This is a genomic window from Pseudomonas sp. IT-P4 (assembly GCF_949767755.1).
GTDB lineage: Bacteria > Pseudomonadota > Gammaproteobacteria > Pseudomonadales > Pseudomonadaceae > Aquipseudomonas > Aquipseudomonas monachiensis.
In genome coordinates, this window is sequence record NZ_CATKPX010000056.1 from 244,965 (window position 1) to 261,813 (window position 16,849).

The following is a 16,849-nucleotide window of genomic DNA, read 5'->3' on the forward strand; positions in this document are numbered from 1 at the left end:
CGATGGCGTCGGATGCGACGCCATCAATCTTGAAGAGGATTGACGTTATGGCTGCAAAACATTCCCTGCACGACATTGAAGAAGCCGAAAAAAAGCCGCTGTGGCAGCGGCTCGGCTGGTTGGCCCTTATCTGGGTCGGCAGCGTGGGCGCCTTGTTCATCGTCGCCAGCCTGATGCGTATGTTCATGAACGCAGCCGGCCTGACCACGCACTGACATCTCTCCCGTGGCCTAAGGGCACGGATTTACGACCCTCCGACCGGAGGGTTTTTTTTGCCTGTTACTTGCGTGCCTTGAGGATCACGAATTTCGGGTTGGCCGCCACTTGCTCGACCCCCCGGAACAATCGCGCCAGCTTGCTGTGGTAGCCCAGGTGACGATTGCCGACGATGTACAGCGCGCCGCCCACGACCAGCGCTTCGCGGGCCTGCTGGAACATCCGCCACGCCAGGAAGTCGCCCACCACCTGTTGCTGGTGAAACGGTGGATTGCACAGTACGACGTCGAGCGATTGCGGTTCCTGGCCGGCCAGGCCATCGCCGGCGCGCACGATCACTTCCCGTTCACCCAAGGCTGCGCGCCAGTTCTCGGACGCCGATTGCACCGCCATGAATGACTCGTCCACCAGCGTGTAGTGGGCCTCGGGGTTTTGCAGGGCGCTGGCGATGGCCAGGACGCCGTTACCGCAACCGAGATCGGCGACTTGCGCCGAGCCGAGGTTTTTCGGCAGGTGTGGCAAAAATGCCCGGGTGCCGATGTCCAGGCCTTCGCGGCAAAACACATTGGCGTGGTTGAGCAGTTCGATAGCCGGTTCATCGAGTCTGTATCGCGTTGGGTAAGGCGACACTGCTGGCGTTTTGTCCTGAGCCGTGGCAATCAATAACCGCGCCTTCTTCACCGCCAACGAGGCTTGCACGGGGCCGATGTAACGCTCCAGCAAGTCGCCCGCCGCCCGGGGCAGATGCTTGATCATGGCTGCGGCGACCACTTGGGCGCCGGGTGCCAGTTGGCCTTGCAGGCGAATCAGTTGTTCTTCCAGCAGGGCCAGGGTTTTCGGTACACGGATCAGAACGCAGTCGAACGGCCCGGCAATGGCTTCGCTGGCGGGTATGCTCGGCACCGCATCAAAGGCCAGGCCGTTGCGCACCAGGTTCTTTTCCAGACCCTGCGTGGCCAGGAACGAATCACCGCTGCTGACCACTCGCACCTTGCCCGCCAGGCTGGCCGCCAGCGCGCCGAAACTGTCATTGAGCACCAATACCCGGGTGTCCGACGCCGGCTGCTGTTCGGCCAGGTGATTGAGCAGGTATTCATCGGCCGCATCGAAAGCTTGCAGCGGTTCGTTCTGCTGTTCGGGCTGGCGGATCAGGTCGAGGCTGGCGAAGGGTGTTTCGAGCAAAGGCATGGGGCGGGGCTCTGGGTAATCTACGGATGTCCCGCTGCCCGAAGGCGTTGGAACGGGCGGAGCCGTCCGAGTGAACTGCGTCGTGACGGTCTACACGCCATCACTCAGGAAGGACCGCAAATGGTACGTTTTTTTTGCCTGGATTACCCGCAGGTTTTCTCGCGGGCGGGCGCTTTCAGATGGCTCCGGACCGGGCCGCGGCGATGACTGCCGCAATCTTGTTATTGACGCCGAACTTCTCGATAGCCCTGTGCACATGAAAATTGACGGTGCGTTCACTCAAACTGAGAATCCTGGCAATTTCATAAGCCGTCTTGCCATCGGCTGAGAGTTTCAATACTTCGAGTTCCCTCCGTGACAAGGGGGGAGCCTGGGGGCGAGCCGGTTTTTCCGGGTGCATTGCGAGCGCCAGTGCGTGCAAATGGCGGCTGATGAATACCGAGAATCCAAGATGCTCGTACAGCTCATAGGCTGAAATCGGGCAGTGGCTTCTGGCCAGGCTGAGAATACTGCGCAGGCCGGTTTCCTCATCGTGGATCCCCTGGGACCAGCCATGCTGCAAACCTTGTTGCTGCAGCAACTGCCATAGCCATGGCGTCCTGGAAAAAAGCTCTTCGCTCCAGAGAATGGGCAGCGTTGAGTGATTGCAATGCGCTATTACCGGGTCTATTTGCGTGACGTTGTTTTTTTCATATTGAACGTTCCACTCATGGGGAAAATTGTTCAGGTTCACCGTACTGGCGTCGGCTCCGACTGAGTTAGAAGTAACTGAAAATCCACAAAATTTATATCCAAGGTTTCTAACGAAGTTGAGCGCGATTCGATAGGCCGTATTGATCTCTTGCGTGTGCGCCAAATGATTGAGCTGTGACTCCTTCCAAATTTCCATAGTATTTTCTCCATGTGCGTATTGTCCGTTGGCAGTATTGGATCCGAAATGCGGCACGTCACGGAGTGTAGGACAGTTCTTACAGAAATGGTCCGACAATTTTGCTCTTTTGACTGTTGGAAAAGTGTGTTGAAGGTTCTTAGACAATGGAGGCGTTATAAGATGTCGTGTGGCATTTTGTAATCATTGATGTATGTCGCATTTGGTAAACAGTCTTTGGTATGGATTAACGTCACTACAAATTGTCGGTGGTTACGCCGCTTTCTTTGCGGGACACTGGGGCATCTTCGATTGGAGCCTTCCATGTCCGTCAGTGAAGAAAAATTTACCCGTCAGACCTTGCTTGAGGTTCATCCCCTGACCCAGAGCCTGTTTACCTTGCGTGCCACCCGGGACGCAGGGTTTCGGTTTCGGGCGGGGCAGTTTGCCCGATTGGGTGTCACCAAGGCTGACGGCAGCACGGTATGGCGCGCCTACTCCATGGTGTCCTCGCCCTTTGACGAGTTCCTCGAGTTCTTTTCCATTGTCGTACCAGACGGTGAGTTCACCAGTGAGCTCAGTCGCCTGGGCGTTGACGATACATTGCTGGTCGACCGCCAGGCGTTCGGTTACCTGACGCTGGACCGTTTTGTCGATGGGCGCGATCTGTGGCTGTTATCCACAGGCACGGGCATCGCGCCGTTCCTGTCGATACTCCAGGACTTCGAAGTCTGGGAGCGATTCGAGCGGATCATCCTGGTCTACAGCGTTCGCGAAGCCCGGGAACTGGCTTATCAGGAGCTGATCGCTGGGCTGGCCCAGCGTGATTATCTGGCAGAGTACGCACACAAACTGCAATTCATCACCACGGTCACTCGTGAGCAGCATCCCGGTTCATTGAACGGGCGGATCACTACGCTGATTGAAAACGGCGAACTGGAGCGCGCGGCGGGTGTTGCGCTGACCCCTGAGCATTCTCGGGTCATGTTGTGTGGCAACCCGCAGATGATCGATGACACGCGCAAGCTGCTTAAACAGCGGGACATGCACTTGAGCCTCAGCCGGCGCCCCGGCCAGGTGGCGGTAGAAAATTTCTGGTAAAAAAAACGGCGCCTCGAAGGCGCCGTACTTTTTTGCCAATGCCGTCAAGGCCGGTTGTTCTGGGCCTTGAGCAAGTCGCGGATCTCGCCCAGCAACTCTTCTTCCTTGGTTGGAACCGGCGGCAGGCTAGGGGCCACGGCCTCTTCGCGCTTCAGGCGGTTGATGGCCTTGACGCCCATGAAGATCGCGAAGGCGACAATGACAAAGTCGATGATGGTCTGGAAGAATTTGCCATAAGCCAGCACCACCGCCGGAGTCGCGCCGTCCGCTGCCTTGAGCGTTACGACCAGATCAGTGAAGTCCACGCCACCGATCAGCATCCCGATTGGCGGCATGATCAGGTCACCGACAAACGAGGTAACGATCTTGCCGAAGGCCGCACCGATAATGATGCCGACGGCCATGTCGACCACGTTGCCTTTGACCGCGAAGGCCTTGAACTCATTTAGCACGCCCATAGGTTATTTCCTTGTTACAGATGAGATTGATGAGCGCAGTGTAAATCAGCAAATCGCATTCTGCTCGAATCAACTGCCTGCCGTGCTTGCAGCAATCGACGGCGGGTGATGTTGAAAAACGCACCGATTGATCTCAACTGTGGGGTGGCCAGGCCTTTTGCGGTGTTTTGCATACGACGTTTTTCAGCGATATGGCTTCTATGTGTGAGCGAGCCAGGGTCAAGGGACTATCCCTGGATCGGGACGTTAAGTTAATCGGGTAGTTAGAAGTCGGCGGGCGGAATGTGGACTGTTTGGTTAGTTTCGGGGTTGGCAAGTTGCGTATTTTTCTTGGTTAATAACCGCGCATTATGTAAGTGTATTTGAGGTTGTGTTTTAAATGTGTAAATGAATAAGGTTTGTATAGGTTTTCAAGTTGCGCAATAGAGCTTGTCTCTAGAGTTTGTTGGTTATATTGAACAAAAAACTTATACAAGGCTTGTAAGTGAGTGTGTATCAATCTGTCTGAGTTTAATGGGGCTGTTTGAAGTCACCAAAAGGGTTGCGAAGTATCCGGCCGCACTCGCGCGCTTCAGCTGAGCTATCATCGCGTTTTTTTCCGGGAGTTCCGATGGCCAAGGCCAAGCGCATGTACGGCTGCACCGAGTGCGGCTCAACCTTCCCCAAATGGGCCGGCCAGTGCGGTGAGTGCGGAGCCTGGAACACGCTCACCGAAACCATGGTGGAAAGCGGCGGGGCAGCCGCCCCCAGCGGTCGTACCGGGTGGACCGGCCAGCAGGCGCAGATCAAGACCCTGGCCGAAGTCAGTGTCGAAGAAATTCCGCGCTTCTCCACCGCTTCCAGCGAGCTCGACCGGGTTCTGGGTGGCGGTCTGGTGGATGGCTCGGTGGTGCTGATCGGTGGCGACCCCGGCATCGGCAAGTCGACCATTCTGTTGCAAACCTTGTGCAACCTCGCCAAGAGCATGCCGGCGCTGTACGTCACCGGCGAAGAATCCCAGCAACAAGTGGCCATGCGTGCGCGGCGCCTGGGGTTGCCCCAGGATCAACTGCGGGTCATGACCGAAACCTGCATCGAAACCATCATTGCCACGGCTCGTCAGGAAAAGCCCAAGGTGATGGTGATCGATTCGATCCAGACGATCTTTACCGAGCAACTGCAATCGGCACCGGGGGGCGTATCCCAGGTGCGTGAAAGCGCGGCGTTGCTGGTGCGTTACGCCAAACAGAGCGGCACAGCGATTTTCCTGGTGGGCCACGTCACCAAGGAAGGCGCGCTGGCTGGCCCTCGGGTGCTGGAACACATGGTCGACACCGTGCTGTATTTCGAAGGCGAGTCCGACGGGCGCCTACGTTTGTTGCGGGCAGTGAAGAACCGTTTCGGTGCGGTCAATGAACTGGGTGTGTTCGGCATGACCGACAAGGGCCTGAAAGAAGTCTCCAACCCCTCGGCGATTTTTCTGACCCGTGCCCAGGAAGAAGTCCCGGGTAGCGTGGTGATGGCAACCTGGGAAGGCACGCGGCCGATGCTGGTGGAGGTTCAGGCGCTGGTGGACGACAGCCACCTGGCCAACCCCCGTCGGGTCACGCTGGGGCTGGATCAGAACCGGCTGGCAATGTTGCTGGCGGTGCTGCACCGCCACGGTGGCATTCCGACCCACGACCAGGACGTGTTTCTCAACGTGGTCGGCGGAGTCAAGGTGCTGGAAACGGCGTCCGACCTGGCATTGATGGCGGCGGTGATGTCCAGTTTGCGCAACCGGCCGTTGCCCCATGATCTGCTGGTATTCGGTGAGGTCGGGCTTTCCGGTGAGGTGCGTCCGGTGCCGAGCGGTCAGGAGCGCTTGAAGGAAGCCGCCAAGCACGGGTTCAAGCGGGCCATCGTGCCCAAGGGCAATGCGCCGAAGGAGGCGCCGGCTGGGTTGCAGATTATTGCTGTTACGCGTCTGGAGCAGGCGTTGGATGCATTGTTCGAATAGTTTCTGGTCAATACACAACCCCGTGGGAGCCCGCGGCTTCTAGATTTCGATCAGCGCACCCAACTCTCGCTCCAGCTCCTGCGGATCAGCGAGATTGAGCTCGATCAATCGCCGCAGGCGTTCGATGGACTCCAGACTGATGTGCAGGCAGACAAAGCCGAGTTGGCCATGGTCGTCGTGGGCCAGTTGCACATCCATGGTGATGTCGGCCTCTTCGCTCAGATGAATGTCGACCAGGAAATCCTGCTGTGGATTGCCCAGCCAGGGATCGGGTCGCTCGATCAGCAAGCCCTTGAGCGACAGGTCGATCAACTTCACCGGCCACGTTGACTCACCCTGGCTCAGCTCGGTTCGGGCATCGAACGCAATACGTTTGAAGCGGCGACGTTCGGCAGGGTGCTCGCTCATGGCGCGATCCTCGGAAATGTACGCTGACTATAGACCCGCATGATCAGAGGCTGCCAGCGCGTGCAGGTGTCTAGACCAATGTCGGGGTATGGTCTTTGCCGTCAGGAGCGCTAAACTCGGGGTGGTTGTCTTTCTTGTCCACTCTGGCTGGAATAATAAAATGAAAAATAATAATAGCCCGCTACGCCATTTGCCTTGGCTGGTGCTGGCAATCGTAGGTGCGTGCGCCCTGGGTGTCGTGGCATTGCGCCGAGGCGAGGCAATCAACGCCTTGTGGATTGTGGTCGCTGCCGTGGCCATCTATCTGGTCGCCTACCGCTACTACAGTCTGTTCATCGCTAACAATGTCATGCAACTCGATGCGCGACGGGCCACTCCCGCTGTGCTCAATAATGACGGTCTGGACTACGTTCCAACCAACAAGCACATTCTTTTTGGTCACCACTTTGCGGCCATCGCTGGCGCGGGACCTCTGGTCGGCCCGGTATTGGCGGCGCAGATGGGCTACCTGCCCGGCACGCTGTGGCTGATCGCCGGCGTGGTGCTGGCCGGTGCCGTTCAGGACTTCATGGTCCTGTTCATGTCTACCCGCCGCAACGGCCGTTCCCTGGGCGACATGGTCCGTGAAGAAATGGGCCGCATCCCCGGCACCATCGCGCTGTTCGGCTGCTTCCTGATCATGATCATCATCCTCGCGGTGCTGGCACTGATCGTGGTCAAAGCCCTGGCCGAAAGCCCTTGGGGGATTTTCACGGTGATGGCGACCATCCCGATCGCGATGTTCATGGGCATCTACATGCGCTACATCCGCCCGGGTCGTATCGGTGAGATCTCGGTGATCGGCGTATTGCTGCTGCTGGGTTCGATCTGGCTCGGCGGGCAGATTGCCGCGGATCCGGTGTGGGCCAAGGCGTTCAGCTTTACCGGTATCCAGATCACCTGGATGCTGATCGGCTACGGTTTTGTCGCGGCGGTACTGCCGGTGTGGCTGATCCTGGCACCGCGTGACTATCTGTCGACCTTCCTGAAAATCGGCACCATCGTCGCCCTGGCCATCGGCATCCTGGTGACCATGCCCGAGCTGAAAATGCCGGCCCTGACCCAGTTTGTCGACGGCACTGGCCCGGTATGGAAGGGCGGTCTGTTCCCGTTCCTGTTCATCACCATCGCTTGTGGTGCGGTATCCGGTTTCCACGCGCTGATTTCCTCCGGCACTACGCCGAAGCTGCTGGATAACGAAACCAACGCCCGCTACATCGGCTACGGCGGCATGCTGATGGAATCGTTCGTGGCGATCATGGCCATGGTTGCCGCTTCAGTGATCGAGCCTGGCGTGTACTTCGCCATGAACAGCCCGGCGGCCGTGGTCGGCGGTGATGTGGTGGCCGTTGCGACAGCCGTCAGCAACTGGGGCTTTGCGATTACCCCGGAAGCCCTGCAAGCCGTAGCCCACGATATTGGTGAAACCACCATCCTGGCCCGTGCCGGTGGTGCGCCGACCCTGGCGGTCGGTATCGCGCAGATCCTGCACAGTGTTCTGCCGGGCGAGAACACCATGGCGTTCTGGTACCACTTCGCGATCCTGTTCGAAGCGCTGTTCATCCTGACTGCCGTGGATGCCGGCACCCGTGCCGGGCGTTTCATGCTGCAGGACTTGCTCGGCTCCTTCGTTCCGGCGCTCAAGCGCACGGAATCCTGGACCGCCAACCTGATCGCCACCGCCGGTTGTGTGGCCATGTGGGGCTGGTTGCTGTATCAGGGCGTGATCGATCCGTTGGGTGGCATCAATACCCTGTGGCCACTGTTCGGTATCTCCAACCAGATGCTGGCCGGTATCGCGCTGATGCTCGGCACCGTCGTGCTGATCAAGATGAAACGCCAGCGTTATGTCTGGGTCACCATGTTGCCAGCCGTATGGCTGTTGATCTGCACCACGACAGCGGGCTTCATCAAGCTGTTCGATGCCAACCCGGCGATCGGCTTCCTGGCCCTGGCGAAGAAATACAGCGATGCCCTGGCCAACGGCCAGATCCTCGCCCCGGCCAAGGACATCACCCAGATGCAGCACGTGATTTTCAACGCCTACACCAACGCAACGCTGACCGCGCTGTTCCTGTTCGTGGTGTTCAGCATCCTGTTCTATGCACTCAAGGTCGGTATTGCCGCCTGGGGTAAAAAAGAGCGTACGGATAAAGAGTCGCCATTCCAGGCGCTGCCGGATGCGTAACCAGAGGATTGCAGCATGTTCAATGACTTGAGTCGCCTCGGTAAATACCTCGGACAGGCCGCGCGCCTGATGGTCGGGATGCCCGACTACGACAACTATGTCGAGCATATGCAGACCAAGCACCCGGATAAACCGGTGATGAGCTATGAGATGTTCTTTCGGGAGCGTCAGGAAGCCCGTTACGGTGGCAAGGGTGGGCCGAAGTGCTGTTGATCCGGATTGCGGGTTAACAGCAAAACCTGTGGGAGCGAGCCTGCTCGCGAAAGCGGTGTCCCAGTCAGCCTATTTGTTGAAGCTGACGGCCCCTTCGCGAGCAGGCTCGCTCCCACATTTGTTTTGTGTTGTTTATCAGTTTTGTGAAACTGGAGATCAATTTTGTCCTCTCCCATCCCCGTAACAATCCTCAGCGGCTTCCTCGGCGCCGGCAAGACTACCCTGTTGCGTCACCTGCTCAAGGCCGAGCACGGTCTGAAAATTGCCGTGATCGAGAATGAATTCAGCGATGCCGGTATCGATACCCAGTTGTTGGGCGATGAGCCGGTACAAGTGATGACGCTGTCCAACGGCTGCGTCTGCTGCACCATCCACACCGACCTGACTAAAGCGCTTTATCTGTTGCTCGAGCGTCTGGACCGGGGCGACATCGCCTTCGACCGCCTGGTGATCGAATGCACCGGCCTGGCTGATCCGGCACCGGTGGCGCAAACCTTTTTCATCGACGAAGAGTTGCGTGAGCGCTATATCCTCGACGGCATCATTACCCTGGTCGACGCGGCACATGCAGACCTGCACCTGACCCAGACTATCGCCCAGGCGCAGGTCGGATTCGCCGACCGCTTGCTGGTGAGCAAGCGCGACCTGGTGGACGAACCGACCTTCACCGCGTTGAGCGAACGCCTGACCCGCATCAACCGGCGTGCGCCGATCCGCATGGTTGACCGCGGCAAGATCGACCTGGCCGAGTTGCTAGATGTGCGCGGTTTCAACCTCAACGCCGACCTCGGTGGCGGCGTGAGTTTGCGCCCGGTCAGCCAGGCAGCTCCGTCTATCGACCGCATTTCCAGTCTGGTGCTGCGCACTGAAAAACCGCTGGATATCGACAAGCTCAGCGAGTTCATGAACGAACTGCTGGAGGAGCATGGCAAGCAGTTGCTGCGCTACAAAGGCGTGTTGAACATTCTTGGTGAATCCCGTCGCATGGTGTTTCAGGGGGTGCTGAAGCTTTATGGTTTTGACTGGGATACCGAGTGGGCGGAAGACGACGTGCGCGAAAGCGTGATCGTGTTCATTGCCGATGACTTGCCGGAAAAAAAGATCCGCGAGGGGTTTGCGCGGGTGGCTGCGCAGTAACGTCAAAAATTGCATTGAGCCCTGAGCCGCCATCGCGAGCAGGCACGCCCCACACTTGAAGTGCAGTTCCCTGTGGGGGCGAGCCTGCTCCGGGCGGCGTTCCGCCGAAAGCGGACTAACCTGCGGCACAGTTTTGGCCCAGTACCGATGCAGGACTCAGCAACAAATCTTCCAGGTAATCCAGATGCCGGTTGAGCGCGACTTGGGCCTTCGCGGCATCGCCTCGCTCCAGCGCATCCAGAATCTCCATGTGCTCCACGCAATATTCCTTCTGCTGCAGATCAAACTGCGCAATCGCCAAGGAAGTCAGCGGTACCAGGCTCTCAAGGAAATGCGCTAGCGGTGCATTCCCCGCCATTTGTGCCAACTGCAGATGAAACTCTCCCGACAAGCGAATCGCCCGGCCACGCTCGGTGCACTGATGCTCGTTATCGACCAGTGTCCGCAGGCGCTTCAAGTCTTGCGCGCAGGGTCGCTGACACGCCAGCCGCACCAGCATGATCTCGGCCAGACGCCGGGCGTGCAGTGTCTGCCGGGTCTGCTCGGCATCAAGCTCGGCGACGCGGGGACGATGGTTGACCCGAAGGATGATGATCTGCTGGTGGGACAGCCGCGTCAGCACATCACGCATGTCGCTGCGCCTTGCACCGAACATCTGCGCCAGGCTTTCTTCGGTAAAGCGACTGGCCGAATGGATGCGCTGTTCGAAAATGGCATCGAGGACACGCGAATACAGATCATCCACCGACGGGCGGACGGGCAGGGTGGCGAGCGTTTGTGGCGAGGCGAAGCTGTTCATGGCCAATCTCCAGTTCGAAGAGGTTTCAACTGCCGAGGTTGTCTTCCGGGATGTTCAGTTCGATGCCCATGCGCTGGCCTTCGCACAAAATGTGCCGGCGCATCTCGGCGCTGGCCTGGGCGCTGTTCTTGTTGCGGATCGCGCGCACCACGGCTTCGTTTTCTTCAAGGCGTTCAGCCAGATGCTCCGGGGAGTTGCGCAACACTTCGGCGCTTTGCTTGAGGGCATTGCTGGTTTGCTGGACCACGCTCTGGAAGATCGGGTTCGACGTCAGCGTGAACAGCTCTTCGTGGAACGCGATGTAGGCGCTTACGCCAGCTTCACTGTCATTGGCCTCCAGGGCTTCGCGCATGTCCATCAGGGTCAGGCGCAGTTGCCCGACCTCCTTGCTGCTGATGGACTGCGCCACGAGGCCGACGATGAACGGTTCGAGCGTGTAGCGCAGTTGCAGCACGTCTTCCAGGCTCGCTGCGGCCACTGCACTGTCATGCGCCTGGTTGTCAGCGAGATTGGCTTCGAGCACCACCACGCCTTTGCCCGGCATCGAACGCACCAGGCCAAGGGTTTCCAGGACGATGACGGCTTCACGCAGGCTCGGGCGGCTGATACCCAGCTGTTCGGCCAGTTCACGTTGCCCCGGCAGCATTTCGCCGGAGCGCCACTGACCTCGGGCCAAGGCGGCCCGTAGTTTTTCCACGACTGAAGTTACGACGGTCGACGAGGTAATCACTGTTCGCTCCATGAGCATTTAAAAGTGGTGAAGATGTGCCGGCCAAGGCGAGGCCGGCACACCGTTGATTCAGAATTCCTGCTGATGTGCCGGTGCAATCGGTTTTCTTGGCTGGAAGGTATAACCCGCCTGGCCCGAAAGTACCTTGTTCGCCCGCTGCACATCGATGTCCTTTTCCCATCGCGCGATGGCGACGGTCGCCACGCAGTTACCGATCAGGTTGGTCAGCGCCCGGCCGATCCCCATGAACCAGTCCACGGCCAGCACCAGCACCAGGCCCACCACCGGAATGGCCGGAATGGCTGTCAGGGTGGCCGCCAGAATCACCAGCGCCGAGCCCGGAATACCGTGGGCCCCCTTGGAGGTGATCAACGATACCAACAGAATCGTCAGCAGGTCGGTCATTGCCAGCGGCGTGCCGGTGGCATTGGCGATGAACACGATGGCCAGGGTCAGGTAGATCGAGAAACCGTCGAGGTTGAACGAGTAACCCGTTGGAATCACCAGCCCGACCGTCGAACTGCCGATGCCCAGGTGCTCAAGCTTGCGCATGATTTGAGGCAGCACAGCGTCGGACGAAGCGGTGCCCATGACGATCAGCAGTTCTTCGCGCAGGTACTTGAGCAACGGCCACATCTTCAAGCCGGAGAGGCGCATCACCAGGCCGAGAATCAGCGTCACGAAAGCCACGCAGGTCAGGTAGAACAGGCCGACCAGGCTGCCCAGGTGTTGCAGCGAGTCCAGGCCATACTTGCTGGTGGTGAAGGCGATCGCACCGAACACACCGATCGGCGCCAGGCGCACGATCATGCCCATGATGCGGAAAATCACGTGGCTGAGTTCATTGATCAGCCGCGAAATGCCCGATGCCGCCTCGCCCACCAGATTCAGCGCACTGCCGAACAGCACAGAGAACAGGAGGACTTGCAGGATGTTGTTATCGGCAAAGGCACCGATCACCGACGTCGGAATCAGGTCCATCAGGAACTGTGTGGTGGTGTGCATGTGCTGGCCGCGCTGGGCAATGTCGCCCATGTCGGCTGCGGAAAGCTGCTCCAGGTGAATGTTCGCGCCGCTGCCGATACCGGTGCTGAAGGCAAACACCAGACCGATCACCAGAGCGATGGTGGTCAGGATTTCAAAGTAGATCACCGATTTTAGGCCGATACGGCCGACCTTCTTCAGGTCGCCGGCACCGCTGATGCCGCTGACCACTACGCAAAATACAATCAAGCCAATGAGCATTTTGATCAGCTTGATAAAACCGTCACCGAGCGGTTTGAGCTGAGCGGAGTATTCGGGAAGGGTCAGCCCACAGACGATGCCGAGCACCAGTCCGAGAACCACTTGGAGGAAGATTGAACGCGAGCACCATCTGAGCATGGGAGGAATCCTGGTCGGTGTCCTGGCTGCCGTGTGCGGAGCACATCAGATTCAGGACTTAATTATTGTGGTCTTACCGGTATGTCCAGTGCAGGCGCAGTCTAGGCGCTATTTTTGGGTGTTCGCAAGTAAAAATTAGAGAATTGGCATGACCGGTCTTACCAGTTGGTGAGTGAGCCCGGTTTAGAGCCTTTCCCCCGACTGAATAAAAAACGGGCGAAAAAAAACCGGCCATCTCTGGCCGGTTTTTATAGTGCGGTTTAACGGGCTGATTAAGCGCCGTACACCGGCAGCTTCTTGCAGATGGCCTTGACCTTCTCACGAACGGCATCGATCACCGCTTCGTTGTTCAGGTCAGCCAGGATGTCGCAGATCCAGCCGGCCAGTTCCTTGCACTCTGCTTCCTTGAAGCCACGAGTGGTCACAGCCGGGGTGCCGAAGCGCAGGCCGGAGGTGACGAACGGGGAACGTGGATCGTTTGGCACGGAGTTCTTGTTCACGGTGATGAACGCTTTGCCCAGCGCGGCATCGGCGTCTTTACCGGAGATTTCCTGCTTGATCAGCGACAGCAGGAACAGGTGGTTCTGAGTACCACCGGAAACCACGTCGAAACCGCGCTCGATGAACACGCTGGCCATGGCCTGGGCGTTCTTCACCACTTGCTGCTGGTAAACCTTGAACTCAGGCTGCAGCGCTTCCTTGAAACAGATCGCCTTGGCCGCGATCACGTGCTCCAGAGGACCACCCTGAGCGCCCGGGAATACGGCGGAGTTCAGCTTCTTCTCGATATCGGCGTTGGCGCGAGCCAGGATCAGGCCACCACGTGGACCGCGCAGGGTCTTGTGGGTGGTGGTGGTCACGACGTCAGCGAATGGAACCGGGTTCGGGTAGACGCCAGCGGCGACCAGACCGGCCACGTGGGCCATGTCGACGAACAGGTAGGCACCTACTTTGTCGGCGATTGCACGGAAGCGCGGGAAGTCGAGGATCTGCGAGTAGGCAGAGAAACCGGCCACGATCATTTTCGGCTTGTGCTCAACGGCCAGGCGCTCGACTTCGTCGTAGTCGATCAGGCCGTTGGCGTCGATGCCGTACTGGATGGCGTTGTACAGCTTGCCCGAAGACGAAACGCTGGCACCGTGGGTCAGGTGACCGCCGTGGGCCAGGCTCATGCCCAGGATGGTGTCGCCGGCCGACAGCAGGGCCAGGTAAACGGCGCTGTTGGCTTGCGAACCGGCGTGCGGCTGAACGTTGGCGTAGTCGGCGCCGAACAGCTCTTTGGCGCGGTCGATAGCCAGCTGCTCGACGATGTCTACGTACTCGCAACCACCGTAGTAGCGCTTGCCCGGGTAACCTTCGGCGTACTTGTTGGTCAGTACCGAGCCTTGGGCTTCCATCACAGCAGGGCTGGTGTAGTTTTCCGAAGCGATCAGCTCAATGTGCTCTTCCTGGCGCTGAGCTTCTTGCTCCATGGCGGCAAAGAGATCGGCGTCGTACTTGGCAATAGTCAAATCACGGCTGAACATGGCGGTCCTCAAGGATCGGGGGCGGAAAAGGGGGGCATTCTAACCCAATGGGTTTTAGATGGCATATGAAACGGCATCATGTCGCAGACAAGTGGCATTCACGGTGCGCGGCTGAATATTCGGACACAAATTATCCCTGAAGCATGGAGTCGCATTGGGCATCCTTGTTTTTTGCGGGGCACACCTTGTTCTGGAAGCCTGGATAAAGACTTGAGCTGACGAACGTCTTGCCCCTGAACGCTGGACAGGAGGCCGATGGATGATGCCCGTAACCGATCTGATGCCCACCACGCCCGTTTCTGCGCAGGCTTGCCCATTTCGTCGGATAGCCCTTGTATGGGCCATCCTGTTGGCTTGCATGGTGCCCGGCACGACGTACGCCCTGGCCAATGATCCTGTGCTGCTGGACAGTCCCGCCGGGCAGTTTGCAATCGATCCGGACACGCTGGCCATTTCCCTCACGACTTCACAGGGCAAACGCCTGGCGCTGGCGTCCCCGGCGTTCAGCGGTAGCAGGGTCGAGCGGCTGTCGGATCACGAATGGCAAGTGGCGGCAGGTACGGCCCGGTACAAGGTCGCGGCCAATATCGAGTTCGGTGCCTTACGGGTGTCAGTCCGGTCGCAAGGTCCATCGGTGTTGAACTGGCCACGGACCGCGGATCCCGGGGCCATCAAGGCTTATGCATTTCCTTTTGGCGAGGGCAGTTATGTGCCGGCGGACGACCCCGGGTGGATTGACTGGATGGTGCGTCGTTACGAGCCGGAAAGTGTGCTGAGTATTCTTTCCATGCCGTTCTGGACGGAGTTGCGAGAGGGGCTTTCCGTGACCTGGCTGTTGGAAACACCCCTGGATACAACGTTTGATGTCGAACGCAGGGAAGATCGGGCACGACCTGGTTTTACTCACCGCTTCTCCTCTCTATCTCCCGATGCCGCTTATACCCTGCGTATTGTGCCCGGTCCGCAGGACCCGTTGGCCGGGGCGCGTGGATACCGGCAGTGGCTGCAAGCAAGCGGCCAGTTTGTCTCCTTGAACGACAAGATCGCTACGACGCCCGAAGTCGCCCGGTTAGGAGGGGCATCTCATATCTATCTGTGGGGCAGCGATCCGCTGAAAGTCGCGGACATCGTTCAATGGAGAGCGTTTCTGGAACAGTTTCGGCGCCAGCGAGGCGATGACACGCAACTGGCGGGCCGTCTGTGGAAGGTGCTTGATGATGAAAAGCGCAAAACCGTCGAGAAGGCGTTCAAGGCGGCAGCCAGGAACCCGGGTGATATCGAGCCGTGGCTGAAAAGAGAGGTGATTCGAGCGCTCAACGCGGCACTGTTGAAGGTGATTGCCCGTCCCGAAGTGACACCGCTGCCGGGCGGGCATGACCCTGGCGGTGAAGTGGCGTGGGCACGGGATATGAGCGTCGCCATGGAACAGGCCTTCGGTCCGCTGTTGGCTCCCGCCCGAGGTTGGGGAGGCGGTCTCTCGACCGACTTGGTCAGCGCGCTGCAATCGGCAGGTTTGCGCCGTGCCTGGCTGGGCGTCAGTGAGTGGCGAACGGCGCTTTGGCATCCTGAAGCCATTGAACAGGCCAAGGCGGCGGGTTACCTGGTCGGCGTCTATGACAGCTATGGCAGCGCTCACCCCTCGAACCTTGCGGCAACCTGGTCTACCGCGCAGATGGGCGATGAATTGGCGAATGCCGGTTACCGGGATCAAAACGGCCAACCCGCCACAGGTTTTGCCGGACGGGGGGTGTATGTCAGCGCTCGTGCAGCCCATGACTATGCTCGAAAACGCATCGATGCGATTGCACAAAACGCTGGGCTCAACAGCTATTTCCTGGATGTGGATGGCGCCGGCCCACCGCGTGAGGACCATACGCCCGGGCGCGAGACCAGTGAGTCGCAGGACAGTCAGAGCGTGCGCCAGAGGCTGGCTTATCCTGCCCGGGCATTTGGCCTGGTGACCGGGACGGAAGGCGGGTTGTCCTGGTACGCCCCTCAGTTCGCGTTTGCCCAGGGCATGACGACGCAGCCCTTCGCCTGGATGGATCCTGACATGAAGGATTCACGCTCGCCGTACTATCGAGGCCGTTACTGGCCCGACGAAACGCCCAGTCTTTACTTCAAGCCTGTACCGCTCAAGTCTTCGATCGCCCGTTATGTGCGCTCGCCATGGTTTCGCCTGCCGCTTTATCAAATCGCCTTGCATGACAGCGTCGTGACAACCCATCACTGGGAGTACGGCTCATTGAAATTCAGCAATGAGTGGGAGGCGACGGCGCTCCTGCAGCTGTTGTACATGGTGCCACCGCTTTATCACCTGGCCGATGAAGTGCTCGATCGCGATCTGCCGGTGATCGCGGCCTATGACCGAATCTTCCGCCCGCTGCACGAGCGGCTGTTCAACGTGGCGATGGTGGATTTCAAGGTGTTGTCGACAGATCGCGCGCTCCAGCAATCAAGCTTTGCCGATGGAACGCGCATCACCGTGAACTTCAGCAGCGAGCCGATGGTGGCACAAGGTACGACGGTGCCTGCGCTGGCTGCGCGTGTCGAAGAACCTGACCAGCCTGTGCGAGTGCATGAGATGAGTACGGTGTTCAAGGCACGTTGAGACGGC

At 58.9% G+C, this 16,849-nt stretch carries 15 protein-coding genes; 7 read left to right on the forward strand and 8 right to left on the reverse strand.

Annotation, left to right across the window (positions count from 1 at the left end):
• Window positions 1-47: 47 nt before the first annotated feature.
• Window positions 48-215, forward strand: a complete 168-nt coding sequence (locus ACM6IT_RS22455) for a DUF2474 domain-containing protein (protein WP_082563037.1) — start codon at window positions 48-50, stop codon at window positions 213-215.
• A gap of 64 nt (window positions 216-279) precedes the next feature.
• Here ACM6IT_RS22455 and ACM6IT_RS22460 read toward each other — a convergent pair whose 3' ends face one another.
• Both ACM6IT_RS22460 and ACM6IT_RS22465 read right to left on the reverse strand, forming a co-directional pair.
• Window positions 280-1,404 carry a methyltransferase gene (locus ACM6IT_RS22460; RefSeq protein ID WP_056728749.1) on the reverse strand — a complete coding sequence of 375 codons (1,125 nt, stop codon included), beginning with the start codon at window positions 1,402-1,404 and terminating at the stop codon, window positions 280-282.
• A 175-nt stretch (window positions 1,405-1,579) separates the two neighbouring features.
• Window positions 1,580-2,293, reverse strand: coding sequence for a helix-turn-helix transcriptional regulator (locus tag ACM6IT_RS22465; protein ID WP_414918723.1), 714 nt, complete (start codon window positions 2,291-2,293; stop codon window positions 1,580-1,582).
• Window positions 2,294-2,596: 303 nt separating this feature from the next.
• Between ACM6IT_RS22465 and ACM6IT_RS22470 the strand changes: the two genes are divergently transcribed.
• Window positions 2,597-3,373 (forward strand): ferredoxin--NADP reductase, encoded by a 777-nt coding sequence (locus tag ACM6IT_RS22470; protein ID WP_414918724.1) that lies wholly within the window; start codon window positions 2,597-2,599, stop codon window positions 3,371-3,373.
• Window positions 3,374-3,417: 44 nt separating this feature from the next.
• Here ACM6IT_RS22470 and mscL read toward each other — a convergent pair whose 3' ends face one another.
• Window positions 3,418-3,831, reverse strand: coding sequence for a large-conductance mechanosensitive channel protein MscL (gene mscL / locus ACM6IT_RS22475; RefSeq protein ID WP_056728743.1), 414 nt, complete (start codon window positions 3,829-3,831; stop codon window positions 3,418-3,420).
• A gap of 610 nt (window positions 3,832-4,441) precedes the next feature.
• Between mscL and radA the strand changes: the two genes are divergently transcribed.
• Entirely contained in the window at window positions 4,442-5,809 is a 1,368-nt protein-coding gene (radA, locus tag ACM6IT_RS22480) for a DNA repair protein RadA (protein ID WP_223541998.1), read from the forward strand.
• A gap of 39 nt (window positions 5,810-5,848) precedes the next feature.
• On the opposite strand, the gene ACM6IT_RS22485 is transcribed toward radA, so the two are convergent.
• Window positions 5,849-6,217, reverse strand: coding sequence for a PilZ domain-containing protein (locus tag ACM6IT_RS22485; RefSeq protein WP_046041754.1), 369 nt, complete (start codon window positions 6,215-6,217; stop codon window positions 5,849-5,851).
• A 160-nt stretch (window positions 6,218-6,377) separates the two neighbouring features.
• Here ACM6IT_RS22485 and ACM6IT_RS22490 point away from each other — a divergent pair, with 160 nt between their 5' ends.
• The 3 genes from ACM6IT_RS22490 (at window position 6,378) to yjiA (ending at window position 9,794) form a co-directional block, all read left to right on the forward strand.
• Window positions 6,378-8,444 carry a carbon starvation CstA family protein gene (locus ACM6IT_RS22490; RefSeq protein ID WP_090451508.1) on the forward strand — a complete coding sequence of 689 codons (2,067 nt, stop codon included), beginning with the start codon at window positions 6,378-6,380 and terminating at the stop codon, window positions 8,442-8,444.
• 15 nt (window positions 8,445-8,459) lie between these two features.
• Window positions 8,460-8,657: a YbdD/YjiX family protein gene (locus tag ACM6IT_RS22495; protein WP_007895266.1), complete on the forward strand. Its 198-nt coding sequence runs from the start codon at window positions 8,460-8,462 to the stop codon at window positions 8,655-8,657.
• Window positions 8,658-8,819: 162 nt separating this feature from the next.
• On the forward strand, window positions 8,820-9,794 hold the full coding sequence (gene yjiA, locus ACM6IT_RS22500; protein ID WP_414918725.1) for a GTPase: 975 nt from the start codon (window positions 8,820-8,822) through the stop codon (window positions 9,792-9,794).
• 115 nt (window positions 9,795-9,909) lie between these two features.
• Here the strand turns inward: yjiA and ACM6IT_RS22505 are convergent, their stop codons facing one another.
• From ACM6IT_RS22505 to glyA, 4 genes are all read right to left on the reverse strand, one after another.
• Window positions 9,910-10,593 carry a GntR family transcriptional regulator gene (locus ACM6IT_RS22505; protein ID WP_223541996.1) on the reverse strand — a complete coding sequence of 228 codons (684 nt, stop codon included), beginning with the start codon at window positions 10,591-10,593 and terminating at the stop codon, window positions 9,910-9,912.
• Window positions 10,594-10,618: 25 nt separating this feature from the next.
• Complete coding sequence (locus tag ACM6IT_RS22510; protein ID WP_414914859.1) at window positions 10,619-11,323, reverse strand: FadR/GntR family transcriptional regulator; 705 nt, start codon at window positions 11,321-11,323, stop codon at window positions 10,619-10,621.
• Window positions 11,324-11,392: 69 nt separating this feature from the next.
• On the reverse strand, window positions 11,393-12,706 hold the full coding sequence (locus ACM6IT_RS22515) for a C4-dicarboxylate transporter DctA (protein ID WP_056728732.1): 1,314 nt from the start codon (window positions 12,704-12,706) through the stop codon (window positions 11,393-11,395).
• A gap of 272 nt (window positions 12,707-12,978) precedes the next feature.
• The gene (gene glyA, locus ACM6IT_RS22520; RefSeq protein ID WP_056728729.1) at window positions 12,979-14,232 is read right to left on the reverse strand and encodes a serine hydroxymethyltransferase; all 1,254 of its coding nucleotides are present in this window, start codon (window positions 14,230-14,232) and stop codon (window positions 12,979-12,981) included.
• A 259-nt stretch (window positions 14,233-14,491) separates the two neighbouring features.
• Here glyA and ACM6IT_RS22525 point away from each other — a divergent pair, with 259 nt between their 5' ends.
• The gene (locus ACM6IT_RS22525) at window positions 14,492-16,843 is read left to right on the forward strand and encodes a glycoside hydrolase (RefSeq protein WP_414918726.1); all 2,352 of its coding nucleotides are present in this window, start codon (window positions 14,492-14,494) and stop codon (window positions 16,841-16,843) included.
• Window positions 16,844-16,849: the final 6 nt, after the last annotated feature.